Source organism: Sedimenticola thiotaurini, from assembly GCF_001007875.1.
GTDB classification, from domain to species: domain Bacteria; phylum Pseudomonadota; class Gammaproteobacteria; order Chromatiales; family Chromatiaceae; genus Sedimenticola; species Sedimenticola thiotaurini.
The window spans coordinates 2,652,118-2,677,189 of record NZ_CP011412.1; the positions used below are offsets into that span (position 1 = coordinate 2,652,118).

The following is a 25,072-nucleotide window of genomic DNA, read 5'->3' on the forward strand; positions in this document are numbered from 1 at the left end:
TTGTGCCTCTGTTAATCGTCCAACAGGTTTTCCCAAAACGCCTCATGCTCTGCCCGGGCTTCCGCATCACTGTCCCGTGCCCGGAAAATGCGCTCCTTCTCCAGCGCCGCCTCCAGTTCCGCCGCCAGACCAACGAATGCGGCAGCCACCGCCCCTTCCGGCCGGCTCTTCACCAGGGGGGTTCCGGCATCCGCCAGCAGTTGCCCTTCGGGATCAAGGGGTACGCCCCCAAGCAGGCGCACATGTTTGCGTTGCGCCAGGGTACTCACTGTGCCATCGGGGAACAGCGCCTGTTGCTCACCACAACAGGGACAGATGTAACTGGTCATATTTTCCACGATGCCGAATACCGGAATATCCAGGTCGTGGAACATGGCGATTCCGCGCGCCGCATCCACCACCGAGAGTTTCTGCGGCGTGGTGACCAACACAGCTCCGGTGACCGGTATCTGTTCCAGAATGGTGAGGGGCACATCGCCCGTACCCGGTGGCAGATCCACCAGCAATATATCCAGTTCCGGCCAGGCAATATCATGGAACATCTGCAGCAGCGCCTGGGTAACCAGTGGCCCCTTCCAGACCAGCGCGGCCTCCGGTGGCAGAACATTGCCAACGGATACGGTCCAGACACCGTAGTTGTCCACCGGCAGGGTCCGGCCATCCGCATCGGTTGGGAGTTCCCGATCCGTACCCATCATCCGGGTAATCGACGGACCGTAGAGATCCGCATCAAGAATGCCCACCCGCTTGCCGGCCTGGGCCAGGGCACAGGCCAGATTGACCGTGACCGTGGACTTTCCCACGCCACCCTTGCCACTGGCTACCAGTACGATATTCTCGATGCCCGCTATGGACTGCTGCGGTTCGGCATACCAGGGCTGTGCTCCGGGGGTCGGCTCTGTGTTGCCCAAAGTGACTGGTATGGGAAATTCCGGGATTTCGCTCATCGGCTCACCTCCTCCTGTTCAGTCAGTTTCAAAGCGTCCGCAACAGACCGGGCAAGCGTATGGAAATGCAAGCCGTGGCCGGTGGCATCACGGGCCACCGGATGGCCCGTGTCGGAACCCACCGCCACGTCCGGCATGAACGGCAGCTGGGCCAGCAGAGGCAGGCCGGTCTGACGGGAAAGTTCGGTCGCTCCACCCGCTCCGAACAGGGCTCCCACATGTCCGCAACTGCGGCAGCTGACACCGGCCATATTCTCCACCAGGCCGAGACATGGCACCGCCAGGTCCGCAAACATCTCCAGGCCGCGCCGCACATCGTCGATAGCCACCTGGCCCGGGGATGTGACTGTAACCACGCCGGAGAGGGCCACGCTCTGCGCCACCGCCATATGCACATCGGAAGTACCCGGTGGCAGATCAACCAGCAGCAGATCCAGTTCTCCCCAGTCGATATCGTAAAACAGCTGTGGCAGTCCCTCGTCGATCAGTGATCCACGCCAGATCAGTGCCTGCTCTTCCGGTAACAGCAGCCCGAGGGACATCATGCGTACCCCATAGGCTTCCCGGGGCTCGATCCGGTCGCCATCGGCGGTCATCTCGGCACGACCAGTGACCCCCAGCAGGGTGGGGGCGGACGGCCCGTAGACATCCGCATCCAGCAGTCCCACAGAGAAGCCCTGTGCAGCCAGTGCTACCGCGATGTTGACCGTCACCGTTGATTTGCCTACCCCGCCCTTGCCGCTGTGTATGCCCACAACACGCCGGACTCCGGGTAGAGCGGCTCTCTTTGCTATCGACTGGGGACGGGGTTTCACCACCGCACGCTCAACCCCCGGCAGCGCCTCCACCAGGGGAGTTATTGCCCCAGCCAGTGCCTCCTGCAGCTCGTCGGAGAGATGCTCCGTATCGAGCAGTACCCGCACCGCACCACCGGTGGCAACCACGTCGTAGACCTGTCCGGCGCTGACTACGTCAGGCCCCTCTTCGGACAGGCTAAGCTGGCTCAATGCAGCCAGTACCTGCTCCTCCAGGCTCTGCATCGCTTGATATGAACAATTCAGGGACATAGAAACTCTTCCTTCAAATAGTGCTGAATAATCAGCGCTTCTTCGGCACTGATGACCTCATCAGCACCCTGTTCACGACGCATGACCTCCACAATGGCCGGCAGCAGCACCGGAGGGAATTCACACAATCGTTCAACCCGCAGTTCATGACAGCTTGAGCAGCGTGCCTGGAACAGCTCTTCGGGCGTTCCCGGCTGCCGCCACCAGCCGTAGATCAGCACCACCAGAGCGATCAGCAAGCCTGTCACCAGCCAGCCTGGTCTACCCGGACAACATGTCGAGCCACGCTTCATCCAGCTCCTGCTCGTTACTGCAGACCTGACACTGATCGGTCGCCTGATCGGCCGGTACGAACGGTGTACCGCAACGACTACAGGGCCGCTGCCGACGCAGGAACAGCTGCACCCGGCCCCGGTCGAGCTCATCCAGACGCCCGGCAGCCTGCGGGATCATCGCCTGCTCGGGACAGATTCGTTCACACAGGGAGCAATCGGTACAGAGCGTCGGATCGAAACTCAGTTCACGCCTCTCGGCCGTTTCCAACGCGCACAACGCACCGGTCGGACAACGCTCCCCGCACACCAGACAGCCGCTGCAGTCGGCACTCACCGAACGCAACCGCCAAGGCAGCGGTCCGGTAAGACGCCAGGGCACCCGGTCCGCCCGGCTGACCAGGACCGATTGATACTGCACCGCCCGTTGTGGATAGACACTGCTCTGGTAAAACGGCAGTGCCTCTTCATCCTGCTCCTCAGGATCCAGACCAGGTACAATCCAATCCACCGCCTGGTTGACCGCCTGCGCCCCACCGAAACGGAGAAATGCCCGTCGGCTCAGATGGGGTTGATCCTGATATTCCCGGGTCTTACCGGCGGTCACACTATCGGGGGTCAGCTCTATCCGGGGAGCCCCCTCACCCAGCCATTCGGATACCGTTTGCACCACCTTTTCGATCGATTCCCGCGCATCACCGTATCTGCACCCTTCGCAGTTATTCAGGCCGTGCAACCCCAGCACGCTCACCCCTTCCGCCCGGGCCGCCGCGATCAGTCGTGCATCGAGCACGCTGTGACACGGGATAACGATGCCACCGCCCTTGTCACTGCTGGCACGACAGTGCAGATCAACCTGCGCCTGGTCAGCCAGTGTTGCGATGAAGCGCTCCGGGACAAATCCTCTGGAGCGCAGGGCTCCGGCCGGACAACCGGGCAGACAGCTGTTACAACCGGTACAGCGGTCGGGATCCAGGTCGATAGCGTCCGGCGACAGGCTGAGGGCATCGGACGGACAGATATCCTGGCAGTTGGTGCACGTCAGGGTGCGACCCCGCAGGTTGGTACACAGCTCCTCTTCAATGATCAATTCCGACAGATTCAGAAAACCATCGGCCTGTTCATGGGCAGTCAGTTGCATTACACCGCCTCCTCGCTCTCCCTGGAGAGCGACTCGGCGGGAATCTTTCTTCCCAACCAGTGGGTGAGTGCTACCGCACTGACCATGTTGGTCGCCAGGGGTACGTTATTGAGATCGCAGACCCGATAAAACGGGGTGATGTCGGGTTCATCAGCTGCCGGCGTCTCCGGATCGCGAATAAAGTAGACCGCCCGGATGGAGTTGGTGCAGATCAGTCCGCAAAGTTGAATCTCTCCTCCCTTTTTTCCGGAGAAGAGATGGGTCACTTCCAGCCCCACTTCCCGCTCGATCGCTTCGCCGGTCTCGGAGGTGGCCAGCAGTCGATAACCCTCAAACACCAGACGCTGCTTTTTGATCAGTTTGATCAGCTCCGGCAATTTACGCTCATGGGCGATCATAATAATTGTCTGTCCCGCTCCAGCCATCTTGCCTAGCCTCTGGGGTAATGGTTAAAAAGGATGAAACGTCCCTGTTTCAAAGCGGAATGGAGGACTTTCATTAGGTTGCCCGCCTCAACCCTCCGGACATCCATGTTCAGGAAACCGCCGAACAGCAGCGGTTAAAAACAGGCGCCCCATTACCCGATCCATCCCGCAAACCAAACAGGTTCCGGTACAGCTTCCTATGCCCCGTCGCAAGGGCATCCACCGATACCAGCGGATCATCCCGGGCATCCAGACTGGCTTTTATATCCGGCAGCCACGCCGGCTGTTTCAGCCAGCGCTCCATGGCGCCATGATCCTGATGGGAGAATGTCACCCCATGTACGCCATCAATAAAATCGGCGCCCTGCACCCGATCAGATCGCAATACCGGCAATCGCAACGCGGCCGCCAGATCCAGCAGCGGGCTTTTGCACTGTTTGATATAGGGCATCAGAAGCAGGTCGGCATCACGAAACAGCGACGTCACCTCTTGCGGTGCCACATAGCGGTCGATAAGGGTAAATCGCATGGCCCGCTTGGCGGCGGCCAACAGCTCTTCCGGCACACCGCGCAGCACTCCCTCGCCCGCCACGATCAGGTGCATATCAGCGGGCCAGTCATTACACGCCACCGTGGTCAGCAGTTGGTCGAGACCTTTACGCCGGCAGCCGTGTCCGAAAAACAGCAGACGTCGTTCGCCCGGCTGTTTCTGCGGCGCGGGCGAGCAGGCAGCAACCCCCGCTGGTTGTATCGCCAGGTAATTGGGGCTGCCGGGTAACAGGGTCACCTGTTCGTGGGGAGTATCCAGTAACTCATCCAGCGCCCAGACCAGATGTTTATCACGGGCGACCACGCAATCCAGTTTCCGGTACAGCACCCGGTAGGCCGGCATCAGCAACCAGCGCCGTTCGTGGGGAAGAATGTTGTGGGGCGTATAGATCACTTTGATGCCGCGACGCTGTGCCCAGCGAACGAAATGGATCGCCAGCAAGGGGTTATCCACCCACTGCAGATGGACAACATCGGGGTTTACCGCCTGAACCTGCCGCCGCACGCAGCGCCAGCCTCGATAACCACTCTCCAGACAGGCCTGCTTGTGAAACGGCACGGTCCAGCCTTGCAGCTCATCACGCCTGCCGGTCAGCAGGTGCACTTCCAAATCTGCCCGGTGCAGTCCATAGGCCAAGGCATGGGTGTAGTGGCTCAGAAAACCGCGGCCTGAAGCCTCTACTAGGAGAATGCGCACTGACCGGCCGTTCACAGCCCGGATGCCTTGCGGAAGTCCGCGTCATAATCGAGCCGTTTCGGCTCCCGTCGATTCAGCTCCACCAGTTCCCGCAGGCGACGGCGATCGACCAGCTGTTCCAACTCCAGCCACAACGCCTGTTCCACCATGGTCAGAATCTGCCGGTAGAACGGCTGCAGGGCGGCATCGGCGGCACGACGACACCAACCCGGTGCCCACTCCGCCAACAGGTCCAGAAAAAATGTCTCACGTCGCTGCTTGTGCTCATCGGCCAGGGGGATATCTCCCGTTGATAGCGCAGCCGCTTCCGCTCCAGCCAGATTGGCATAAAAGCCAAGCATGGTGCCGATGTGATCCGGGAACTCGCCGCTGAGGCGGTTTTGATAATCCCACCCCGCCTGGCGATAGGCCTCCATCGCCTTGTCTGCCGGTTCCTTGAACAGGCAGCCGGTCTCGGCCACGGATGCGTAAGGGCTGACGCAGCCCGGTGCAACAAACAGTCCGGTAAACTCCTCCGCCAGCAGCTCGACCAGCTTTTCTGTCGGCGCGTGATAAAACTCCTCATCGAATTTCACCCCGAATTCAGCCAGGGTGGAACGCAGTTCACCCCGCACCAGACCGAGCAGGGCAGCGTCCGCCTCCGCTTCGATACAGCGCGAGAAAAAACCAAACAGTCCGGCCAGTGCCTGTACCTCTTCGAGTCTGTTCTGAATAAAAACAGTATCCCCGGTTGCTTCAGATGCCATTGTGGTTGTTGTCTGCATCTCATCTCCTCCCAATCAAACTTTTATCCCCCGGTACCTTGCGATACCGGGGGCAGTAATCAGTGCCCGCCGGTATGGAGCGCTGGTTCAGGAAGATTGGACCAATCCACATCCACCTCTTGATGCTTGGCCCGATGGATATCACCCGTATAGGCGTAGCGCAGGGTCTCCTCATAATCCTTCATGGAGACCTCCAGGCTCACATTGGTATCACCATACTTATCCCCGGGTTCCGCCTTGGATACGGTTACCACGGTGTCGAACCAGCCTTGCGATCCGCCAATGGGATCAACCGCCAGTCGGATAATCGGGTTCGGATGCACGCCCTTGTCGTTCCACCAGACATTGTTGGCAATATCGGCGTCACCACCCTGTGCATACCCGGGTGCCTGTTCACGCTGCTTGAGCTGGGCCAGTCGGCCATAGGCACTGTGGCCGCATGCGGTGGAGATGGCGACCACATCCGGATGAATACCCTCGGTGACATGGGCCCGGGTGACTATATAGCCGACAGCCGATGTGACACGGATCAGATCACCGTCGGTAATACCCCGTGCCGCGGCAGTTTTGCGATTTATCCACGCCGGGTTTTTATGATAGAGCTCGGCCAGGTATTTCACTGAGGCGGTCCGGCTCTGTGTATGTACATTCACCTTATAGGTTGTCAGTACCAGTTCATCCGCCTTCTTGTCCCTGGAAGGCAGACGCTTGTAGACCGGCAATGGATTGAAGCCGTACTTCCGGAAGCTCTCCTTGTACAGCTCAATACGACGGGATGGCGTGCCGAAGCCCACCATATTTTTGCCATTCACATGAATACCAATGGCGTGGCCATCTTTTCTGATCGTACCATCACTCTCTATCTCCGCCCCGAACATGTCGGAGGCGGACAGCTCCTTGGTATAGAGACCGTAATCGGGCTCTACTTCATTGCCATTTTTATCCACGATCTTGGCGGTCTCTTTATCCACCTTGCCATAGATTGGCCAGACGCCTTTCTTCTTCATGTGACTCCAGCCCCCATCCTCCTTCAGGCCGGGAATATTGTCGAAATGCGCTTTCATCCAATCTTCAACCGTATTGAAGGCGAAGTATTTCTTGATGCCAAGCGAGCCGTCGGCGTCCACTTTGTGGATTACGTCGATCAGTGTCTGACGGAACTCCTGAGTACCACCCAGCGGTTTGATGACCGGCTGGCGAATCGACAGACATGGATAGAGACCACTCGGCATGGACTCGGGGTCATGTCGTTCCAGGTAGGTGACATCGGGAATAATCAGATCTGCCAGTTCCGTACTCTCCGACATATAGGGACTGAACGAGACATAGAACGGGATCTGTTTTTCGTCACTGAGCATATCCTTCCAGACATGGCTGGAAGGATAGGTGTATACCGGATTGTCGTAATAGGTCATCCAGACCGATACCTTCGCCTCCCCCTTTTTGATCATGTAGGGCGCATGGGTCGACACATGATGGGACGCCAACGGGTAGAGTGGCGGCGCCGCGATCACGCTGGGCGCTTTTCCTTTCGGCGGCACCGGCTCCGGCTGGGGCCAGCCCATGCCCCGCGGCAGGCAGTATCCACCCTTCTTTTCCACATTACCGGTTATCACATTGATCATGTGAATAGCCGCCTCCTGGTAAGAGCCCCAGATGTGTTTGCAGGGTCCGCGATAGGAGAAAGTGGTAGCCGGTTTGGTGGTGGCGAACTCCCTGGCGATACGTCGTATATCCTTGGCCGGCACACCCGACTCCTCGGCGGCGTACTCCGGGGTATAGGGTTTCAGATGATCAATCAGCTGCTCCGCCGTCACGTTGGTCCAGTCACGAATAAAATCGGCGTCATAGAGCCCCTCATTCATGATCACATGGCAGATCGCCAGTGCGACCACACCGTCTGTTCCGGGATAGGGGAAATAGGCCTCATCGGCAAAGCCGGAGGTGTTCGACATGCGCACATCAAAGCTCACCAGCTTGGCCTTGTTGCCCACCACGCCATCCACCAGCCTTTGCGCGTTGGGATTCATGAAATAGGCGGTTTCCAAGACATTGGAACCGAAGTTGAGAATATACTTGGTATTGGCCCAATCACAGGATTCAATATCCGGCCCCCAGGAGGGCTCCAATCCCACTTTTTTCGATGACTCACAGATGTTGGTGTGGTTCAGCATGGCATTTGAACCAAGCGCATGCATAAAGCGGCCGACCGCACCACCGGTACGATCACGTCCCCACTTGAATACCATCTCGTTGAGGATCTCCGGCTTCTGCTCCGCATTGGCACGATCAATCACTTCACGCAGTTTCTTTGCCAGCAGGGTGGTGGCCTCATCATAGGAGATGCGCTTCCACTTGCCTTCACCCCGTTTGCCGGTACGCAGCAGGGGCGTCATGATCCGATCAGGATCGTATACATGCAGAAAACCAGAATTCCCCTTGGCACACAGCTTTCCCCGGGTATTCGGATGATCCATGTTGCCTTCAAGCTTTACGATGCGTCCATTCTCCACGTAAGCCACACCGCCATCCTCGATGTTGCAGGCCAGGCAGGTATAAGGCACCGCCTCACGCTCCGCACCGGTGGTGGCGGAATAATCCTTTCCACCCAACTCCTGCTCCATGGCGACCAGACGACTGCTGGACAGACCCAGCGCACCGGCCGCAGCACCTGCCGCACTACCGAACTTCATGAAATCCCGGCGGGTGTATTTAATAGAATCGCTCATCTTTATCTCCTCAGAAATTGATCTGGGTAAGCTGTCCGGCATAGATCAGCACTTCCCGGAAACTGAAGGCACCTACCGCGCTCAATACCGCTGCCAGGGTCAGCACTTTTGGATTACGACCGATTTTCGGCGCGGCAACCAGAACCAGTGGAACCAGAATGCCGATCAGAAAGGTGACTCCCCAATACTTGAATCCAAATTGCTGATTAATGATTTCCCAGGCCTGCTGTTTCTCACCGGTACCAAAATTCAGCACCACCCACTCGGCCAGAAACAGCGCAAAGGTCACTGCCAGAGAGATATAGAGAAAGGCGTGCAGAAACTCAGCCGCCTGCTCATCCAACTGTCCTCGTAAAAAATGGATAACCGCCACTACCGCGGTACCGGAACTCATGGAGAGGATCACAAACAGCAGCGGAATCGTCGGATTGCTCCACAGCTCCCGGGTCTGATGAACCATCAGATCAAGGCCGGTGTAGAGCGGCATGGAGAGCGCCAGCAGAGATCCGATAATACCGGTCCAGCGCATCAGCTTCTGGTTCCCCTTCATGGATCCGTAATAGAACCCGAGAATGCAGAGGCCAAACAGCGGCAGGAACAGAGACCCCCAGGAGAGTGGAGAGGTCCAGTGGAAATAGAGTATGGGATAAAGAAACCGACTGGGTTGGCCAAGGTCCATGATCAGCAGCGGACCACAGATGGCCAGCAGTATCAGTGAGACAAACAGCCCGGTTTTCTGAAAAGGTTCCATGGACTTGGCGATACCACCAAACACGTTGCCAAATACCGCTGGCGCGGCAGCATAAACAAACGTCATGCTGGCGGCACCGATCAGAAAGAAGTAGATAACGATTTCATGCCCCCAGGGGGCAATGTTGTAACTCATGTACTCAAACATGCTGGTTCCCCCTTATAGGACGCCTGAGAAAAACTTGCTGCCCCGGTTATGCTTATAGAAAGCCTCGCTGTCAGAGCGCGCTGCATAGGATTGCGGAGCAGCGAACACCTGCTCGGTCTGAGCTCGTTCCGGCTTGATGTAATAGACCTGTGGCCGGGTGCCTTTTTCCGGCTTCAGCACAACGGTCTTGTGGCGGGCAACCAGTTTAGAAACTTCGCTGTCCGGATCATTCAGGTCACCGAAGATGCGGGACCGTCCCAGGCAGGTCTGCACACAGGCGGGAGCCAGACCCTTTTCCACCCGGTGACTACAGAAAGTGCACTTGTCCACCACGCCACCGATTTTTACCCGGTCACGGTTTTTCGGCAGTACGTGTCGCGCGTTATAGGGACAGGCGGCGATACAGGTGCGGCAGGCAATACAGCGTTCATAACGCTGCAGCACGAAACCGTCCTCATGCTTGTAGGTTGCCTCGGTCGGACAATTGCGCACACAGGGCGGATTGTCACAGTGATTACACAGGCGCGGCATGAAATGACGCTTGGTGTTGGGATAGTGGCCGGTATCTTTGACCTTCACGATAGTCCGCCACACACCCAGCGGCACATCATATTCAGCCTTGTCTGCGCAAACGCAAGCCATGCAGCCGATACAGCGGCGCAGGTCGACGACCATGGCCCAACGTTTCTTACCGGGCACGCCCAAAGATGGTTCAGCCTGAAGACCAACGGGCATAGGGATTCCTCCTTCAGATATAGGGTTTAAGCGTAATAAACCGACAGAGGTTAAGAACACAAAGCCAATTATTATGTTGTTACCAAGGCGCTATTCTTAACTTGCGGAAAGAAGTGCAGATTCCATACCACAGTATTTTTGTATGTATTATATCTTATTGATTTTACTTAATAATTATTAGTAACAAGCGAACTTTGATGTTTAAAGGCCGCACAGAACCGCTAGCACAGTTACCAGTCGGTAACCAAACCTGGAGCGGAAAACCATAACCAATTGTTTATACAGGATATTTTTAAACTGGATCTAAAAGGGCAGGATGTTACCTGTCAGTAACGGTGCACACCAAAACAGCCTCCGAAGCGGCCACGTCGGGGAGTCGGATAACGGAAATAATAATCGTATAAACAATAACTTATGACTCAGTTGGCCAGATAATTAAGATACTCCGAATAGAAACCGACATGGGGTGATAACCCACGAATACCGATGGAGCAAAGCGGGCTTCTCCACAAGCGGAACGAACATCGTCTACTGGCGGCTGAGTTACTGAACAGTAACATGCGCAATTATGGGTATCAGGGAGGCTTCAGATCCGGGGCCGCTAGAGCATTAACTTACAGGGTCCCGAATGAGCCTGTCCCGCACCGGAGCAGATCAGGCATGGGATCAGTCAAAGTGCGAGCATTTTTGCGCCGATCAAAAACAGCGAAATGAAAAATGGGTCAACCGTTTATCCCCGTGGGCACAAAAGCGGTGCCCACCCTGCCTGGCTTCGGAAGCTATTCAACCCGATGCCTTAACAGAACCAGATTATCCAGCACTACGTTGCTGGACCAGATAAAGCTGGCGCCGGCGCCCGTAAACTTTTCTCTGAAATTCATGTAAGCGTTTTTATTGTTTACGCCGATATGATCCTCGGTAAAGCCTGTCGCTTTAGGCCAGTCTGAATAATCACCGCTGGTTTGCCAGTTTGCCGGGATATCCCAGTGCAGCGAATAGGCGTTGCTGGCATCATCTCTCGCTTCGGTACTGCATTTTTGGGAGCCTCGCTGTGAACCCACCTCTTCCACGCAAGTCAGGTCGTAAATAGGCGCTGTGTAGTAGGTCTGGGCGTACCAATCGGGACTTGTGACAGTGCCATCTGAAAAGCTGGCGATAAAGCCACCGTCCCCGGGATGATAAGGTTTGCCCCGGTTCTGTTCACTGCCCAGTCCTGAGTGCTCTTCCCAGTCCACAACCTTTACTGCAATCTCGTAAGGTTTGTTCACTTTGAAGCGGACAATGTTTGAATTGAAGGGTGTAAAGGGCACCGGGTCTACCCCTACCAACTTGCCATTCACGTACAACTCGAAATAGTTGTCCGCGAAGATGTAGCCGGTAATCACTTGTCCGTCCGGATCAATCTCCACCACCGGAACATCGGATATGGGAACGTCAGCCATTGAGTCCGGCGTGACGCCGTTGCACTGATTATAGAGATCGGCTGCGAAGTTCACCCTCTTATAGTTGACCTGCCCAGGTACCACATACCTCTTCCCAGCAGCGGACTTTACGCCAACCGGCGACAGTCGTGAACGCCCGTACTCACATGAAAAGAGGTTTTCGGTAGTTACTGCGGCCGCGCCCTGAATGGGGATACCGGTCCCTGTATAGCCGCTTGATGCCGCATGGAGATTCAGGCTTACCAGTGATAAGGCCAGGATAAATTTGCGCATCACACTCTGCTCCTGTTGATCATCGATCTGTGAATTTACGGCTAAATAAAACCGCTTTGCTTCCGGAAGGCGCTGGTGCTCTGATTACGCGCCAGCAAAACCGGAGGTTCCGATGCAGCCAGCGGTTAAGGGCAGATAAGTCGGTTTCAATCCATAACGGACAACAGAGTGATTCTATTGGAAAATCCCAAAGTCGCAAGGCGTTATTCAGGCTGTCAGGGCACAAAAAAACGGCCCTTAAAAATTAAGAGCCGTTTATCTGTCCCACAGTGCTCGGGGGCAATCAGGAGCGCACCGCTACCTGCCCCGCACCATTTTCAGTCGGTTATCCGTCACTGTCACTACTGTAACGCTGATCTTCCATCTGCTGCTGGCGCTGGATCTCCGCCTGGCGACGGGCTTCCCACACCTCCTGACGCTGTTCCACCCGCTTGTCCCAGACACCCTCTTTTTCCGGTATGGTGCGCAGGCCGAAAAAGACCTGCTTCATCAGCCGGTAGCCGAACTGCATGAGGGAGGTGTCCTCTTTCGCCAGCACTTCGTAGAGGGAGTCTTCCAGGTCATAGGTCGCCTTGAAGTTGTCGCTCAGCACAAAGCGGCGGAAGCGGTCCATATCGAAGGAGCACATGAAGTACATCTGCAGTGTGGCCTCGGGCGGTTTACCCACACTGGGACCACCGGAGCGTTTCATCAGCATCAACTGCTCCCACTCCCGGTTCATCTCGTCATACTGGGCTGTCTCCTGCTCGGACAGGTACTCCTGTATGGTCAGTTCCCGATTCTCTTCATGTCCTTTGCAGTGATCCTCTTTGATCAGCACATAATCGATCTCTTCCTTCTTCTCCCCGGCGTTGAGACGGGCCATGTGGCCCAGGGGGTAGTACCGACAGGCGGTGGGGCGATCCTTGTAGACGCTGCACCCCTCGTCCGTCATAAACAGGCAGGCGCCGTCATTGTCAGTACGCAGTTTGACGCCCGGCAGTCCGTCCTGGTCCATCTGGAAAGGGACGGTGTGATCCTTCAGGAAATCGGTGCTGGTTTTACCCAGGTGATCCTTCAGACGAATGATGTCATAGGGCGTCAAGGTAATGTCTGCGCTGCGGCAGCAGGCGTTAAAACAGGAGATGCCCTTGTGACAGCGGAATTGGATTTTCGAGCCGAGATCAAGAATGGTCGGCACGAGATTGCTCTGAAAAGGAACTTCGATTTTATCACTCATGGAGGGCCTCTGGTAGGAACTACCAAATTGGTTTTACAGTGTTGTAGCAAGTTTACACGATCCGGGCGATGCCCGTCTTCAAATCAGCGTGGCAGCGCCGTACGCTGACACTTCCGCCTCGATCGGCGGACACAGGGGAAGACGCCTGTGCCACTGTAAGTACCGTCTTCCCCTGCGATAAAAAAAGTCCGGGCACCAGAGGCACCCGGACTCTTTCGTTCCTAAACCGTCAAGCAGTGCTTACTTGAACAGCTTGGACTTGTCGACCAGATCGACGTGGGCGCGCTTGAAGCAGGTCCAGGTCTTGGTCTCTTTGTCATACACGGAGTTCACGAAGCACTTCCAGTTCTCCTCGTCGACGAAGTTTTTGTCCATCCGGTAGTAGAAACCGGGATAACGGGACTCTTCACGGAACTGAATGTGTTTCATGTGCGCTTCAGCAGTCAGGATGCGGTGGTAGTTCTCCCAGGCGCGAAGCAGTTCGTGCAGGTCTTTCGCACGCATCTTCAGGGAGTCTTCCTTCAGCATACCCAGCTTCTCTTCAGCGATCGCCAGCATGTGCTCGTTGGTGGTGTAGTAGGTGGCCACACCGGCAACGTACTCGTCCATGATCTTCTGCAGGCGGAACTGCAACATCCGCGGGGTGATGTAGTTGGGGTTCACATCGATAGCGGTGGTGTAGTCCTTGAACTCCAGGTAGTTACGTACCGGACGGTAGATCTCGGCGACCAGCTCTTCTACGGTGGTGTCCAGCTCAGGGGTGTGATCCTGGTTGTCCATGACGAACTGCACCATGGACTTGGCACACATACGACCCTCGGCGTGGGAACCGGAGGAGAACTTGTGACCGGATGCGCCCACGCCGTCAGCGGCGGTGAACAGACCCTGTACGGTGGTCATACCACGGTAACCCCAGTTCCAGCCGCGCGGCAGGTGCTCGGGTACACCGTCCATGGCCTCATCGGTCGGCGCGCCGACATCAGTAGGACCGGACACCCAGATGCCGCAGCAACCGGAGTGAGAACCCAGCAGGTACGGTTCGGTCGGCATCAGCTCGGAGTTTTTCTTCTCCGGCTCGACGTTCTCGCCGGCCCAGATACCACACTGGCCGATACACATATCCAGGAAGTCTTCCCAGGCCTCTGCTTCCAGATGCTTCACCTCACGGGGGGTGAGGGTCTCACGCAGGTTGGCAAGAGCGGTGACGGTGTCCATCCAGATCGGACCACGACCTTCACGCATCTCTTTCAGCATCAGGTGGTTACGCAGACAGGAAGCAGGAACAGCCGCCTGACCGTAGGGGGGATAGTCGTCCAGCATGTCCTTGTTGCGGTCCATGTAGACTTCGCCAAAGGCGTTGGTGGCCTTGGATTTGAACAGCAGGAACCAGGCACCGACCGGACCGTAACCGTCTTTGAAACGGGTCGGTACGAAGCGGTTTTCCATCATGGTCATCTCTGCGCCGGCCTCTGCAGCCATGGCGTAGGTGGAACCAGCATTCCAGACCGGGTACCAGGCACGACCCTGACCCTCGCCCACGGAACGGGGACGGAAGATGTTCACGCAGCCACCGGCAACCAGCAGACAGGCTTTGAACTTGTAGACGAACAGCTTGTGGTCACGAACCGAGAAACCGACCGCACCGGCGACGCGGTTCTTGTCGTTCTTGTCGTTGACCAGCTTGACGATGAAGACACGCTCCTGGATGTTCTCGATACCCAGGCCCTTCTTGGCAGCCTCAGCGACGATCCACTTGTAGGACTCACCGTTGATCATGATCTGCCACTTACCGGAACGGACCGGCTTGCCGCCGTCTTTCAACGGAGTCATGCCCTTGGAGCCGTCAAAACGCTCACCGTTCTCGTCGGTCTTCCAGATTGGCAGACCCCACTCCTCAAACAGGTGCACTGACTCATCCACGTGGCGGCCCAGGTCGTAAGCCAGGTCATCACGGGTGATACCCATCAGGTCGTTGGAGACCATCCGGGCGTAGTCTGCGGGATCCTGCTCGGAACCAATATAGGTGTTAATAGCGGACAGACCCTGTGCCACAGCACCGGAGCGATCCATGGCGGCCTTGTCGACCAGCTTGACTTTAATATCCACGCCCTGCTTCTTGGCAGCATCAACCCAGGGGCCAATCTCATAAGCAGCACCACAGGCGCCCATACCACCACCGATGATGAGGATATCTACCTCTTCCTCGATGATTTCAGGATTTCCGAATTCACCAGCCATTTGAATTTCCTCTTATTCTAAAAACTTTACAAATACAGTTCGGCTATGCCGCAGATTACTTCTTGATCAGCTCACTGGGGTCGCCAGCGCGGTAACCGTTGGCCTGAACAAAGAAACCGGATTCAGCGATCTTGGAAATATCAGCCTCTGGCTTGCCACCGTAAGGATCGATAGAGCCTTCCGGCGTGGTACGGATGGGGAACTTGAAGCGCTTCATGGTGCCGTTGCGGAACTTGATGGTCCACATGATGGAATCGGTACCACGCAGTGGCTGAACGGAAGCGCCCAGCGGTACGATATCGGCATAGGGACGTGCTTCAATGGCCTGCTGCGGGCAGATCTTGATGCAGGAGTAGCACTCCCAGCACTGATCCGGTTCCTGGTTGAAAGACTTCATGGCGTGGCCGGTCAGGGAACCGTCCAGGTCAAGTTTCATCAGGTCATGCGGGCAGATATACATACAAGCGGTCTTGTCCTGACCCTTGCAGCCATCACACTTATCAGTACGCACAAATGTAGGCATGGTACTTTTTCTCCTAAGTTTTACTGCAGTGTTAAAATCACCACCGGACATCAGCGGCGTTTTCTCGAGTCGATACCCGGATTGCCGGGAAGAATCTCAATCTGTATTATCTTTATTTTCAAAGACCGCAGCCCCTCCAGGCCCCCGATCTTAAAGCATTTTTTCTCTGGCGAACTCTCTTTGATAACCCTGCAAGACAAACTAGAGAAGGCAACTTACAGCGGAGCATTCCAGAAATCAGGAGAGACAACATAAAGAGTTGCTTATCAAAGTGCCAAACAATAGTTTTGGGCGGGGCATAAACCCTGTTTATTCGCCACATAATGAACCCATATTTCCCGCCGCCCGCGACCAGACTTCCCTCCCGGCGACGGCTCGGTTATGGTGGAATCAGGTATCACCAAGACGCGTTCCCATGAAGAATCTACCACCCAAGCATCAACAGATTATTACCCTGCACGCCCCCTTTATCTGCCAGGTGGTGCAGCTGTCCCAACAGCCGGACAACGGAGCGGCCCTGGAGCCGATCCTGAAACAGGCCGAAGCCAGCGGCTGGCACGCCCTGGTCAGGGCGATCCGACAGATAACCGGCGGACAGCGCAACCCGTCCGCCCTGGGCAATCTGGATGAAGAGGACCGGGTGATCGCTGAAGCGATCATGCGCGGCCTGCAGGACCCCACCACCCTGCCCGATCCCGATGCGCGCCCGGAACCGACCCTGGCCGCCCCCGGCCTGGCCGGGATGATCCAGGCCGCCGCCAACGGCAACGTAGAGGCACTGACCCTGATCTCCAACATGGCCGAGCAGATGAGCCGGGCCGGTGGGCCGATGGCACGTCTGGCAGGCATCATCCGCCCGCTGATCAACGGCGAGCGGGATGCCGACAAACTGTGCCGGGGGATGAACGAGCAGACCCGTCAACTGACCCTGGATATCCTCAGCGAACTGGGCAGGAACCAGCCCCATTGAACACCATGACCCAAAGCCGCCCCCTGCTTTTGTGCGCCGCCGTCAGTGGTTTTGCCACCGTCGCCCTGGGCGCTTTCGGCGCCCACGGCCTGCGCGACCTACTGAGCAGTGATATGTTGGCGGTCTGGCAGACCGCCGTTCAGTACCAGGGATTGCACAGCCTGGCGATGCTGCTGACCGGTCTGCTCGCTAACCAGTGGCCCGATGTCCGGGCTATCCGGCCGGCCGGCTGGCTGATGCTGCTGGGCACCCTGCTGTTTTCCGGCAGCCTCTACCTGATGGCCGTCAGCGGAATCAGGGGACTGGGGATCATCACGCCGTTCGGTGGTGTCGCCTTCCTGGCCGGCTGGGCCACCCTCGCCTACGCCATCTACCGGCTGCCCCGCTCCGTGCCATAGATTCCTGCTCGCCAGCACCGGTTTGGGTTATGCTTTAAACTTATGACCATCCGACTGCTGATCATCGAAGACGACCAGTCCCTGAACCAGATGCTGCAACTCCACTTCGGGGAGCTGGGTTTCCAGGTGGAGGGGATCGACCGTTGCGACCAGGCACTTGAGCGGATCAGGGCGTCCGCCTATGACCTGACCCTGCTGGATCAACGGTTGCCGGACGGCAACGGCATCGACCTGCTGCGCCAAATCGGCCAGGAGTCGCTCGACCAGAGCGTGATCATGATGACCGGCGAGCACGACCTGGAGCTGGCCATCGAAGCGATCAAGCTGGGTGCCGCTGACTTTATTCACAAACCGATCAAGATCGGCGAACTGCAGCACGTTGTGGAGCGGGTGCTGGAGAACCAGCGCCTGGCACGGCAGGTCAAGGCGCTGAAGGGTGATGAGCCACAACCCCGGAGCAAACAGGAACTGATCGGCCGCGGAGAAGCGATGCTCCGGGTCAGCAAGGAGATCGCCCTCAGCGCCGGCAGTAACGCCACCGTGCTGATCACCGGTGAATCCGGCACCGGCAAAGAGGTGGTGGCGCGCCTGATCCACACCCACTCCGGGGTGACGGGGCCTTTTGTACCGATCAACTGCGCCGCCATTGTGGATACCCTGCTGGAGAGTGAACTGTTCGGGCATGAGAAGGGCGCCTTTACCGGGGCCAATGAACGCAAGCCGGGGAAATTTGAACTGGCCCAGGACGGCACCCTGTTTCTGGACGAAATCGGCGAACTGGCTCCGCCACTGCAGGCCAAACTGCTGCGGGTGCTACAGGAACAGACCTTTGAGCGGGTCGGCGGCAGCCAGCAGATCAGCTCCAATGCCCGCATAATCGCCGCCACCCACCGGGACCTGTTTGCGGAGGCGGCGGCCGGTCGCTTCCGGGAGGACCTGGCCTACCGGCTGAAGGTGATCTCCATCCATCTACCACCCCTGCGCGAGCGCCCCGAGGATATTCCGCTGCTGGCCGAGGCGCTGGTGGCCCGTATCGCCCACAAGATCCATAAACCGCTCGCCCGGCTCCCCGAGTCCACCCTGACGGCCCTGAAAAGCTATGACTGGCCGGGCAATGTGCGGGAACTGGAGAACCTGCTGACCCAGGCACTGGTACATGCCCGGGGCGACGTGTTGACCCCGGACCTGCTGCTGTTCCCTCAATCACATGCCAACAAAGCCCCGGCTAAAACGGTGCCGTCAGGCAGCGGCCCGGTGGAGCAGACCCTGGATCAGGTAGAGGCTGCCCATATCCAGCGGGTGCTGAACCACACCGGGGGCCACAAGGGCAACAGTTGCCGGATTCTGGGCATCTCCCGCCCCGCCCTGGATCGCAAGATCAAGAAGTACAACCTGACCCTGTCCTGATCGTTTCACCCTCTCCTTCAATCCCGGCTCAGCACAACCCCACAGCCCGCCCGAATCCGGCTGGTCGGATCGTTACGTTTAACGTTTCGTTACAACGCTTCATTACAAAGAGCAATTGAAAAATATAATATTCTGCTTTTTATTCAATAACTTATAAAGTTGGCACGGCGCCTGCTCTATCTCCTTGCAAATACTCACTAACACAGCAAGCAAGGAAAACAACAATGCGCAATCTCGCCCTGGTACAGAACCACAACGAAACCACCAGCCACACCGATAGCGACAACGACCGTCTGTTCAACGAGCTGGCCGTTACCTATACCAAGGACCTGCAACGCTACGCCTACTGGCTGGCCGGTGACCGGCATACGGCCGAAGACCTGGTACAGGAGACCCTGCTGCGCGCCTGGAAGTCACTGCATCATCTGCAGAACCCCAAGGCCGCCAAAGGCTGGCTGTTCACTATCCTGCGCCGGGAGAACGCCCGCCGATTTGAACGCAAACAGCTGCAGGAGTCGGATATTCCCCTGGAGAGCCTGGAGGCCCGGGACAACTACTACGACACCTCCACCGAGGCCTTTGTACTGCGCCGGGCGATCGATGAGCTGCCGGCCGAATACCGTGAACCGCTGGTGCAGCAGGTGATTGGCGGTTATTCTCAGAAGGAGATCGCCGAACAGCTGGGTATCAGCTCGGCCGGTGTGGGTACCCGGCTGTTCCGGGCCCGCAACAAGCTTAAACAAGCCCTGGTAGCCTGAATCTTATGAACTATCCTCAGCATCTGCTTATTGTGGAAGACAACCGCGCCCTGCGGCAGATGCTTACCTGGGAGTTTGAGGAGCTGGGCTACCGGGTAACCGCTACCGACTGTTGCAGCGCCGCCCTGGCGGCCGCCCGAGCGGAAAAGATGGATCTGGGACTGCTGGATCATAACCTGCCGGACGGCTGTGGTATGGACCTGGTCAGCCAGCTGCAGGCGATCAACCCGGATATGCAGGTGATTCTCAGCAGCGGCTATCTCAACAGTGAAGAGTGCGACCGGGCGCTGTGTCATTTCGAGCCCAAGCCGGTCAGCGCCAGAAAGCTGCACCGCCTGTTCCAGGAGTTTACCGGCCAGCCGATCGAGTAGATAGACAGACGTCGGCTCAGGCCAGCGCTTCGTCCAGCAGCTCGATCCAATGTTTAACCGGTCCCTGTGCCCGGCTCTGCAGATGCAGCTGGCAACCCACGTTGGCGGTTGCAATACAGCTCGCACCGCCCGCCTCCAGGGCAGCCAGTTTGTTCTCCAGCAACCGTTGCGACAGCTCCGGCTGCAGTATCGAATAGGTGCCGGCGGAGCCGCAACAGAGATGGCTATCCGCCACCGGTGTCAACTCGAAGCCAAGCCGTCCCAACAGCGCCTCGACCCGACCCGCCAGCTGCTGACCGTGCTGGAGAGAACAGGGCGAATGGTAAGCGATACGCCGGCCCGGCTCCCTCACAGACAGCGTCTCCAGCGCCTCGCCCTCCAGCACCTCACAGAGATCCCGGGCCAGTTCGGAGACCCGCCGCGCCTTGTCCGCATAGAGCGGATCGTGCTGCAACAGGTCGCCATACTCCTTGACCTGGGTGCCGCAGCCGCTGGCGGTGACCAGGATACCCTCGACGCCGGCCTCGATATGGGGCCACCAGGCATCGATATTACGCCGCATGAATCCGGCTGCTTCCGACTCCGCCGCCAGATGCTGGCTGACTGCGCCACAGCACCCCTGTCCGGCAGGCGCGATGAGCGAGATCCCCAACCGATCCAGCACCCGGGCCGCCGCCGCATTGGTATTGGGTGTCGCCACCGACTGGGCACACCCCTCCAGCACCAGCAGGGTCCGGCGATGCCGGGCGGCGGGGCGGGGGGTTGCGGTGACCCGGCCGGGCAGTTTCTGTTTTAACCGTTCCGGCAGCAGCGGCCGCAGCAGCTGTCCCAGCCGCAGTGCCAGGGCAAAGCGTTTCGGATAGGGCAGCAGCTGGCGTAAGCCCCAGCGGGTGGCGCCGGCAAACAGGCTGCGTCCCACCTGGCGCTCCACCTCACCCCGACCGATCTCCAGCAAGCGGGCATAGCGTACCCCGGAGGGACAGGTGGTCTCGCAGGCGCGACAGGTGAGGCAGCGGTCGAGGTGCTGCTGGGTACGGGCGGTGACCGCCCCACCCTCCAGCATCTGTTTGATCAGGTAGATGCGCCCCCGGGGACCATCCAGCTCATCACCCAGCAGTTGATAGGTGGGACAGGTGGCGGTACAGAATCCGCAGTGTACGCAGCTGCGCAGGATGGCGTCCGCCTCCTGGCCCTGCGCTGTATTCAGAAAAGCAGCCGGCAGATTAGTTTGCATCAGAACTCCGCGTAGAGCCGGCCCGGATTGAACAGACCGTGGGGGTCAAGGGCCTGCTTCAGTTGTTGATGCAGTCGCAGCACCGGCCCGGTTAGCGGGTGATTCACCTGGCCGCTGCGCTCCCCACCGCGAAACAGCTGGGCGTGGCCGCCGTGTTGGGCAGCCTTCTCCCGCACCTGTTCCGCGGGTTGATCGGTGATCAGCCAGCGCTGCGCACCGCCCCAATCCATAAACTGCTTGCCGGACAACGCCAGGGGTTCTGAGCCAGGGGCTACCGAGAGCCGCCAAAGTGGTCGGTCACTCTGGAAAAAGGGGTGTTCCAGCTCCCGCACCCGGCGCCAGAACTGCGCACCATCCGCCAGCACCTCGCCACCCAGGCTGGATTGGGTGGCCGCCACCCCCTGCTCGGCCCCGGACAGTCTCAGATAGAGTTTCAATCCATCGAAAGCGGCCCCCGTCAGCGGCACAGGCCGACCGGCCAACCGATTCATCAGTTCGATCGCCTGACTCTCGCTGCACTCCTGTACCAGGGTGCGTTCCACCTCGGGCAGAGGCAGCACTTTCATACTCACATCCAGCAGCAGGCCCAGGGTGCCCATGGCACCCACCATCAGCCGGGAGAGGTCGTAACCGGCGACATTTTTCATCACCTCGCCGCCAAAGCGCAGCCGCTCTCCCCGGCCATTGATCAGGGTGGTTCCCAGCACGAAATCCCGCACCGACCCGGCATAGGGGCGGCGTGGCCCCGACAGGCCACAGGCCACGGTGCCACCCAGAGTGGCGTTGGGACCCAAATGGGGCGGTTCAAACGGCAGCATCTGGCCCTCCGCCGCCAGCAGCGCTTCCAGCTCCGCCAGCCGGGTACCGGTCCGTACCGTAATCACCAGTTCCCGCGGTTCATAATTGAGCACGCCCCGGTGCCCGGTCAGATCCAGCGGCGTACCCACCGGGGGGCGTCCCAGAAACGCCTTACTGCCGGAGCCGCAAAGCTGCACCGGCTGCCCACCGGCGGCCGCCTCGGCAATCGTCTGGCACAGGGTCTGGCTGAGATCGTTGGATGCTATCTCCATGCTAACCCCCCCGGGCGCTGGGCGCAGTCAGGGTATCGGTTCCCAACGCCTTGTACTCGGAACAGCGCCGCGGTTGCGGAATCGCCTTGCCGGGATTGAGCAGACCCTGGGGATCAAAGGCCTTTTTCACGGCATGGAACTGGGCCAGTTCGGCGGCGCTGAACTGGGCACACATCTGGTGGATCTTCTCATGCCCCACGCCGTGCTCACCGGTAATGGTGCCACCCACCCGCACGCACAGCTCCAGGATCTCCGCCCCCAGATCCTCCGCCCGTTTCAGTTCGCCGGGCTTGTTGGCGTCGTACAGAATCAACGGGTGCAGATTACCGTCACCGGCATGGAACACGTTAGCCACCGGCAGCTGGTACTGTTCCGACAGCCGGCTGGTCTCCAGCAACACCTCGGCCAACCGTTTGCGCGGCACAGTGCCGTCCATGCAGTAGTAGTCAGGCGAGATACGACCGACCGCCGGGAAGGCGGACTTGCGCCCCTTCCAGAACAGGGTCCGTTCCGCCTCATCCTCCGCCGTGCGTACCTCGGTGGCCCCGGAATCGAGCAACTGCTGCCGCACCCGGCCCAGGTGGGCCGATACCTCGGCATTGGCCCCGTCCAGTTCACACAGCAGAATGGCCTGGGCATCCACCGGGTAGCCGGCGTGAACAAAATCCTCGGCGGCGCGGATCGCCAGGCCATCCATCATCTCCAGACCGGCCGGGATGATACCGGCAGCGATCACATCCCCCACCGCATTGGCGGCCTTGCTCACATCGTCAAAAGCGGCCAGCAGCACCTGGGCCCGTTCCGGGGTCGGCAGCAGCTTTACCAACACCTCCACCACCACACCCAGCATCCCCTCCGAGCCGATCATCAGGGCCAGCAGGTCATAACCGGGGCCATCCAGTGCCTCGACCCCCAGGGTGATCAGTTCACCATCGGCGGTCACCACTTTCAGTTGCAACACATTGTGGACGGTCAGTCCGTACTTTAGGCAGTGCACCCCGCCGGAGTTCTCCGCCACGTTGCCACCGATGGTACAGGCGATCTGGGATGAGGGGTCGGGCGCATAGTAGAGTCCCTGCTCCGCCACCGCTTCGGAGATGGCCAGATTGCGCACACCGGGCTGTACCCGGGCGGTGCGGTTGAGCGGGTCGATGGCGAGAATCCGGTTCAGCTTGGCCAGGCTCATCAACACCCCGTTGGCCAACGGCAGAGCGCCACCGGAGAGACCGGTGGCCGCACCCCGCGCCACCACCGGTATGCCGAGCCGGTGACAACACTGCATCACCTGCTGCACCTGTTCGGCCGTCTCCGGCAGCACCACCAGCAGGGGCACCTGGCGATAGGCGGAGAGTCCGTCGCATTCGTAAGGGCGCAGATCCTCCTGGTCATACAGGATCAGCTCCCTGGGCAACAGCTCCTGCAGTGCCCTGACCAGTGCAGGTTTATCAATCTTCGGGGTTTCGCTCATGAGGGGTTGCTATTTCCGCCAGTAGGCCGGTGACAACAGCACCAGCAGGGTAAAGATCTCCAGTCGTCCCAACAGCATAGCAAAACAGAGAATCCATTTGGCCGGATCGTTGATGCTGGCATAGTTGAGACCGACTCCGGCCAGCCCCGGCCCCAGATTGTTAATCGATGCCGCCACGGCTGAAAATGACGTCATCAGATCGAGCCCGGTGAGAGCCAGGGCCAGATACATGAAGGTGAAGCTGGCCACGTAGAGAGCGAAGAAACCCCACACCGCCTCCACCACGCGGGGAGTGATGGTCTTGCCCCCTACCCGGATAGGGATCTGGGCACTGGGATGGATCAGCCGGGTGATCTCCCGCATACCCTGCTTGATGAGCAGCAGAAAGCGGATCACCTTGATACCACCACCGGTTGAACCGGCACAGCCACCAATGAAGCTGGCGAACAACAACAGAATGGCGATAAAACCGGGCCATAATGAATAATCCGCGGTAGTGAAGCCCGCGGTGGTACCGATGGAGACCGCCTGGAACAGCCCCTTGGTGAAGGCCTCACCCCAGCTGTCATAGGTTCCTGTGGTGTGCAGGGTCACTACCACCAAAACAGCCACGAACAGCAGCACCATCAGGTAGAACAGGAACTCACTGTCAACCAGATAGACCCGGAGATTACGTCGGTTGATAGCAATAAAATGGAGCGCGAAGTTGACCCCTGACAGGAGCAGGAACAGCACCGCAATCATCTCGATCAGGGTGCTGTCGAAATAGCCGATGCTGGCATCATGGGTGGAGAAGCCACCGATAGCGACGGTGGAAAACGCGTGACCGATGGCATCGAACAGGGACATGCCCGCCGCCCAGTAACCCAGCAGACAGGCGATGGTAAGCCCCATGTAGATAAACCAGAGCGCCTTGGCCGTCTCGGTGATACGGGGTGTCAGCTTGGTGTCCTTCATGGGTCCCGGAGTCTCGGCCCGATACAGCTGCATGCCACCGATACCCAGCATCGGCAGCACCGCCACCGCCAGCACGATAATACCCATGCCCCCCAGCCACTGCAGTTGCTGGCGATAGTAGAGGATCGACCGGGGCAGCTCATCCAGGCCGATAATCACCGTGGATCCGGTGGTGGTGAGTCCCGATATGGACTCAAACACCGCGTCGGTGAGTGACAGGTGGGGGTGATCCGACAGGGAGAGCGGCAGTGCACCGGTGATACCCAACACAGTCCAGAACAGCACCACCACCATGAAACCGTCCCGCAGACGCAACTCCCGCCGCTGATCCGACACCATGACCCAGGAGATCCCACCCACCATCAGGATGATGACGAAAGCGATCAGGAAGGCGGAGTAGGCCCCATCGTCATACCAGAGGGATACCGCCAGCGGTGGCAGCATGGTGCCACTGAACAGCATCAGCAGGATGCCCAGTATGCGTTGAATGGCGCTGAATTTCATATCCGTCAGCTATCCC

At 58.6% G+C, this 25,072-nt stretch carries 23 protein-coding genes; 5 read left to right on the top strand and 18 right to left on the bottom strand.

Features of this window, described 5'->3' with window-relative positions:
- Positions 1-11: 11 nt before the first annotated feature.
- The 14 genes from AAY24_RS12195 to aprB all read right to left on the bottom strand — a co-directional run bounded on the left by AAY24_RS12195 (position 12) and on the right by aprB (position 15,919).
- Positions 12-947 (bottom strand): Mrp/NBP35 family ATP-binding protein, encoded by a 936-nt coding sequence (locus AAY24_RS12195; RefSeq protein WP_052761219.1) that lies wholly within the window; start codon positions 945-947, stop codon positions 12-14.
- On the bottom strand, positions 944-2,014 hold the full coding sequence (locus tag AAY24_RS12200) for a P-loop NTPase (RefSeq protein WP_052761220.1): 1,071 nt from the start codon (positions 2,012-2,014) through the stop codon (positions 944-946). Before AAY24_RS12200 ends, AAY24_RS12195 begins: the two co-directional genes overlap by 4 nt.
- On the bottom strand, positions 2,005-2,262 hold the full coding sequence (locus AAY24_RS12205; RefSeq protein WP_234422171.1) for a hypothetical protein: 258 nt from the start codon (positions 2,260-2,262) through the stop codon (positions 2,005-2,007). The genes AAY24_RS12200 and AAY24_RS12205 overlap by 10 nt, the downstream gene beginning before the upstream one ends.
- A 13-nt stretch (positions 2,263-2,275) precedes the next feature.
- Positions 2,276-3,427, bottom strand: coding sequence for a 4Fe-4S dicluster domain-containing protein (locus AAY24_RS12210; RefSeq protein WP_046859915.1), 1,152 nt, complete (start codon positions 3,425-3,427; stop codon positions 2,276-2,278).
- The gene (locus AAY24_RS12215; RefSeq protein ID WP_046859916.1) at positions 3,427-3,852 is read right to left on the bottom strand and encodes a methylglyoxal synthase; all 426 of its coding nucleotides are present in this window, start codon (positions 3,850-3,852) and stop codon (positions 3,427-3,429) included. Before AAY24_RS12215 ends, AAY24_RS12210 begins: the two co-directional genes overlap by 1 nt.
- 109 nt (positions 3,853-3,961) lie before the next feature.
- Positions 3,962-5,113: a glycosyltransferase gene (locus AAY24_RS12220; RefSeq protein WP_046859917.1), complete on the bottom strand. Its 1,152-nt coding sequence runs from the start codon at positions 5,111-5,113 to the stop codon at positions 3,962-3,964.
- A complete protein-coding gene (locus tag AAY24_RS12225) occupies positions 5,110-5,862 on the bottom strand; it encodes a TorD/DmsD family molecular chaperone (protein ID WP_082117132.1) in 753 nt (250 codons plus the stop codon). Before AAY24_RS12225 ends, AAY24_RS12220 begins: the two co-directional genes overlap by 4 nt.
- Positions 5,863-5,921: 59 nt before the next feature.
- The gene (locus AAY24_RS12230) at positions 5,922-8,591 is read right to left on the bottom strand and encodes a molybdopterin-containing oxidoreductase family protein (protein ID WP_046859919.1); all 2,670 of its coding nucleotides are present in this window, start codon (positions 8,589-8,591) and stop codon (positions 5,922-5,924) included.
- Positions 8,592-8,601: 10 nt separating this feature from the next.
- On the bottom strand, positions 8,602-9,489 hold the full coding sequence (gene nrfD / locus AAY24_RS12235; RefSeq protein ID WP_046859920.1) for an NrfD/PsrC family molybdoenzyme membrane anchor subunit: 888 nt from the start codon (positions 9,487-9,489) through the stop codon (positions 8,602-8,604).
- A 12-nt stretch (positions 9,490-9,501) separates the two neighbouring features.
- Positions 9,502-10,224, bottom strand: a complete 723-nt coding sequence (locus AAY24_RS12240) for a 4Fe-4S dicluster domain-containing protein (RefSeq protein ID WP_063370461.1) — start codon at positions 10,222-10,224, stop codon at positions 9,502-9,504.
- A gap of 779 nt (positions 10,225-11,003) precedes the next feature.
- On the bottom strand, positions 11,004-11,939 hold the full coding sequence (locus tag AAY24_RS12245) for a hypothetical protein (protein ID WP_046859921.1): 936 nt from the start codon (positions 11,937-11,939) through the stop codon (positions 11,004-11,006).
- Positions 11,940-12,264: 325 nt separating this feature from the next.
- A complete protein-coding gene (locus AAY24_RS12250) occupies positions 12,265-13,158 on the bottom strand; it encodes a YkgJ family cysteine cluster protein (protein WP_046859922.1) in 894 nt (297 codons plus the stop codon).
- A gap of 240 nt (positions 13,159-13,398) precedes the next feature.
- Positions 13,399-15,396, bottom strand: a complete 1,998-nt coding sequence (gene aprA, locus AAY24_RS12255) for an adenylyl-sulfate reductase subunit alpha (protein ID WP_046859923.1) — start codon at positions 15,394-15,396, stop codon at positions 13,399-13,401.
- Between the two features lie 55 nt (positions 15,397-15,451).
- A complete protein-coding gene (gene aprB / locus AAY24_RS12260; protein WP_046859924.1) occupies positions 15,452-15,919 on the bottom strand; it encodes an adenylyl-sulfate reductase subunit beta in 468 nt (155 codons plus the stop codon).
- A gap of 415 nt (positions 15,920-16,334) precedes the next feature.
- Here aprB and AAY24_RS12265 point away from each other — a divergent pair, with 415 nt between their 5' ends.
- From AAY24_RS12265 to AAY24_RS12285, 5 genes are all read left to right on the top strand, one after another.
- Complete coding sequence (locus AAY24_RS12265; RefSeq protein ID WP_046859925.1) at positions 16,335-16,889, top strand: hypothetical protein; 555 nt, start codon at positions 16,335-16,337, stop codon at positions 16,887-16,889.
- 5 nt (positions 16,890-16,894) lie between these two features.
- A complete protein-coding gene (locus tag AAY24_RS12270) occupies positions 16,895-17,287 on the top strand; it encodes a DUF423 domain-containing protein (protein WP_046861278.1) in 393 nt (130 codons plus the stop codon).
- 42 nt (positions 17,288-17,329) lie between these two features.
- Positions 17,330-18,694: a sigma-54-dependent transcriptional regulator gene (locus AAY24_RS12275; RefSeq protein ID WP_046859926.1), complete on the top strand. Its 1,365-nt coding sequence runs from the start codon at positions 17,330-17,332 to the stop codon at positions 18,692-18,694.
- Between the two features lie 224 nt (positions 18,695-18,918).
- On the top strand, positions 18,919-19,452 hold the full coding sequence (locus AAY24_RS12280) for a sigma-70 family RNA polymerase sigma factor (protein ID WP_046859927.1): 534 nt from the start codon (positions 18,919-18,921) through the stop codon (positions 19,450-19,452).
- A gap of 5 nt (positions 19,453-19,457) precedes the next feature.
- Positions 19,458-19,823, top strand: a complete 366-nt coding sequence (locus AAY24_RS12285) for a response regulator (RefSeq protein WP_052761222.1) — start codon at positions 19,458-19,460, stop codon at positions 19,821-19,823.
- 16 nt (positions 19,824-19,839) lie between these two features.
- Here AAY24_RS12285 and glcF read toward each other — a convergent pair whose 3' ends face one another.
- The 4 genes from glcF to AAY24_RS12305 are packed head-to-tail and all read right to left on the bottom strand — an operon-like array spanning position 19,840 to position 25,056.
- Complete coding sequence (gene glcF, locus AAY24_RS12290) at positions 19,840-21,057, bottom strand: glycolate oxidase subunit GlcF (RefSeq protein WP_046859928.1); 1,218 nt, start codon at positions 21,055-21,057, stop codon at positions 19,840-19,842.
- Positions 21,057-22,127, bottom strand: a complete 1,071-nt coding sequence (glcE, locus tag AAY24_RS12295; protein ID WP_046859929.1) for a glycolate oxidase subunit GlcE — start codon at positions 22,125-22,127, stop codon at positions 21,057-21,059. The genes glcF and glcE overlap by 1 nt, the downstream gene beginning before the upstream one ends.
- Before the next feature lies 1 nt (position 22,128).
- Complete coding sequence (locus AAY24_RS12300) at positions 22,129-23,595, bottom strand: FAD-linked oxidase C-terminal domain-containing protein (RefSeq protein WP_046859930.1); 1,467 nt, start codon at positions 23,593-23,595, stop codon at positions 22,129-22,131.
- A 9-nt stretch (positions 23,596-23,604) separates the two neighbouring features.
- Positions 23,605-25,056, bottom strand: coding sequence for a TrkH family potassium uptake protein (locus AAY24_RS12305; RefSeq protein ID WP_046859931.1), 1,452 nt, complete (start codon positions 25,054-25,056; stop codon positions 23,605-23,607).
- Positions 25,057-25,072 lie beyond the last annotated feature (16 nt).

What these genes read in the sequence shown, in the direction of transcription:
- AAY24_RS12265 (WP_046859925.1), top strand. Translation starts at nt 16,335, where the DNA reads ATGAAGAATCTACCACCCAAGCATCAACAGATTATTACCCTGCACGCC.
- glcE (WP_046859929.1), bottom strand. Translation starts at nt 22,127, where the DNA reads ATGGAGATAGCATCCAACGATCTCAGCCAGACCCTGTGCCAGACGATT.
- AAY24_RS12280 (WP_046859927.1), top strand. Translation starts at nt 18,919, where the DNA reads ATGCGCAATCTCGCCCTGGTACAGAACCACAACGAAACCACCAGCCAC.
- AAY24_RS12225 (WP_082117132.1), bottom strand. Translation starts at nt 5,862, where the DNA reads ATGCAGACAACAACCACAATGGCATCTGAAGCAACCGGGGATACTGTT.
- AAY24_RS12215 (WP_046859916.1), bottom strand. Translation starts at nt 3,852, where the DNA reads ATGGCTGGAGCGGGACAGACAATTATTATGATCGCCCATGAGCGTAAA.
- AAY24_RS12230 (WP_046859919.1), bottom strand. Translation starts at nt 8,591, where the DNA reads ATGAGCGATTCTATTAAATACACCCGCCGGGATTTCATGAAGTTCGGT.
- AAY24_RS12305 (WP_046859931.1), bottom strand. Translation starts at nt 25,056, where the DNA reads ATGAAATTCAGCGCCATTCAACGCATACTGGGCATCCTGCTGATGCTG.
- AAY24_RS12300 (WP_046859930.1), bottom strand. Translation starts at nt 23,595, where the DNA reads ATGAGCGAAACCCCGAAGATTGATAAACCTGCACTGGTCAGGGCACTG.
- AAY24_RS12245 (WP_046859921.1), bottom strand. Translation starts at nt 11,939, where the DNA reads ATGCGCAAATTTATCCTGGCCTTATCACTGGTAAGCCTGAATCTCCAT.
- AAY24_RS12195 (WP_052761219.1), bottom strand. Translation starts at nt 947, where the DNA reads ATGAGCGAAATCCCGGAATTTCCCATACCAGTCACTTTGGGCAACACA.
- aprB (WP_046859924.1), bottom strand. Translation starts at nt 15,919, where the DNA reads ATGCCTACATTTGTGCGTACTGATAAGTGTGATGGCTGCAAGGGTCAG.
- AAY24_RS12200 (WP_052761220.1), bottom strand. Translation starts at nt 2,014, where the DNA reads ATGTCCCTGAATTGTTCATATCAAGCGATGCAGAGCCTGGAGGAGCAG.
- glcF (WP_046859928.1), bottom strand. Translation starts at nt 21,057, where the DNA reads ATGCAAACTAATCTGCCGGCTGCTTTTCTGAATACAGCGCAGGGCCAG.
- AAY24_RS12275 (WP_046859926.1), top strand. Translation starts at nt 17,330, where the DNA reads ATGACCATCCGACTGCTGATCATCGAAGACGACCAGTCCCTGAACCAG.
- AAY24_RS12240 (WP_063370461.1), bottom strand. Translation starts at nt 10,224, where the DNA reads ATGCCCGTTGGTCTTCAGGCTGAACCATCTTTGGGCGTGCCCGGTAAG.
- aprA (WP_046859923.1), bottom strand. Translation starts at nt 15,396, where the DNA reads ATGGCTGGTGAATTCGGAAATCCTGAAATCATCGAGGAAGAGGTAGAT.
- nrfD (WP_046859920.1), bottom strand. Translation starts at nt 9,489, where the DNA reads ATGTTTGAGTACATGAGTTACAACATTGCCCCCTGGGGGCATGAAATC.
- AAY24_RS12270 (WP_046861278.1), top strand. Translation starts at nt 16,895, where the DNA reads ATGACCCAAAGCCGCCCCCTGCTTTTGTGCGCCGCCGTCAGTGGTTTT.
- AAY24_RS12210 (WP_046859915.1), bottom strand. Translation starts at nt 3,427, where the DNA reads ATGCAACTGACTGCCCATGAACAGGCCGATGGTTTTCTGAATCTGTCG.
- AAY24_RS12285 (WP_052761222.1), top strand. Translation starts at nt 19,458, where the DNA reads ATGAACTATCCTCAGCATCTGCTTATTGTGGAAGACAACCGCGCCCTG.
- AAY24_RS12250 (WP_046859922.1), bottom strand. Translation starts at nt 13,158, where the DNA reads ATGAGTGATAAAATCGAAGTTCCTTTTCAGAGCAATCTCGTGCCGACC.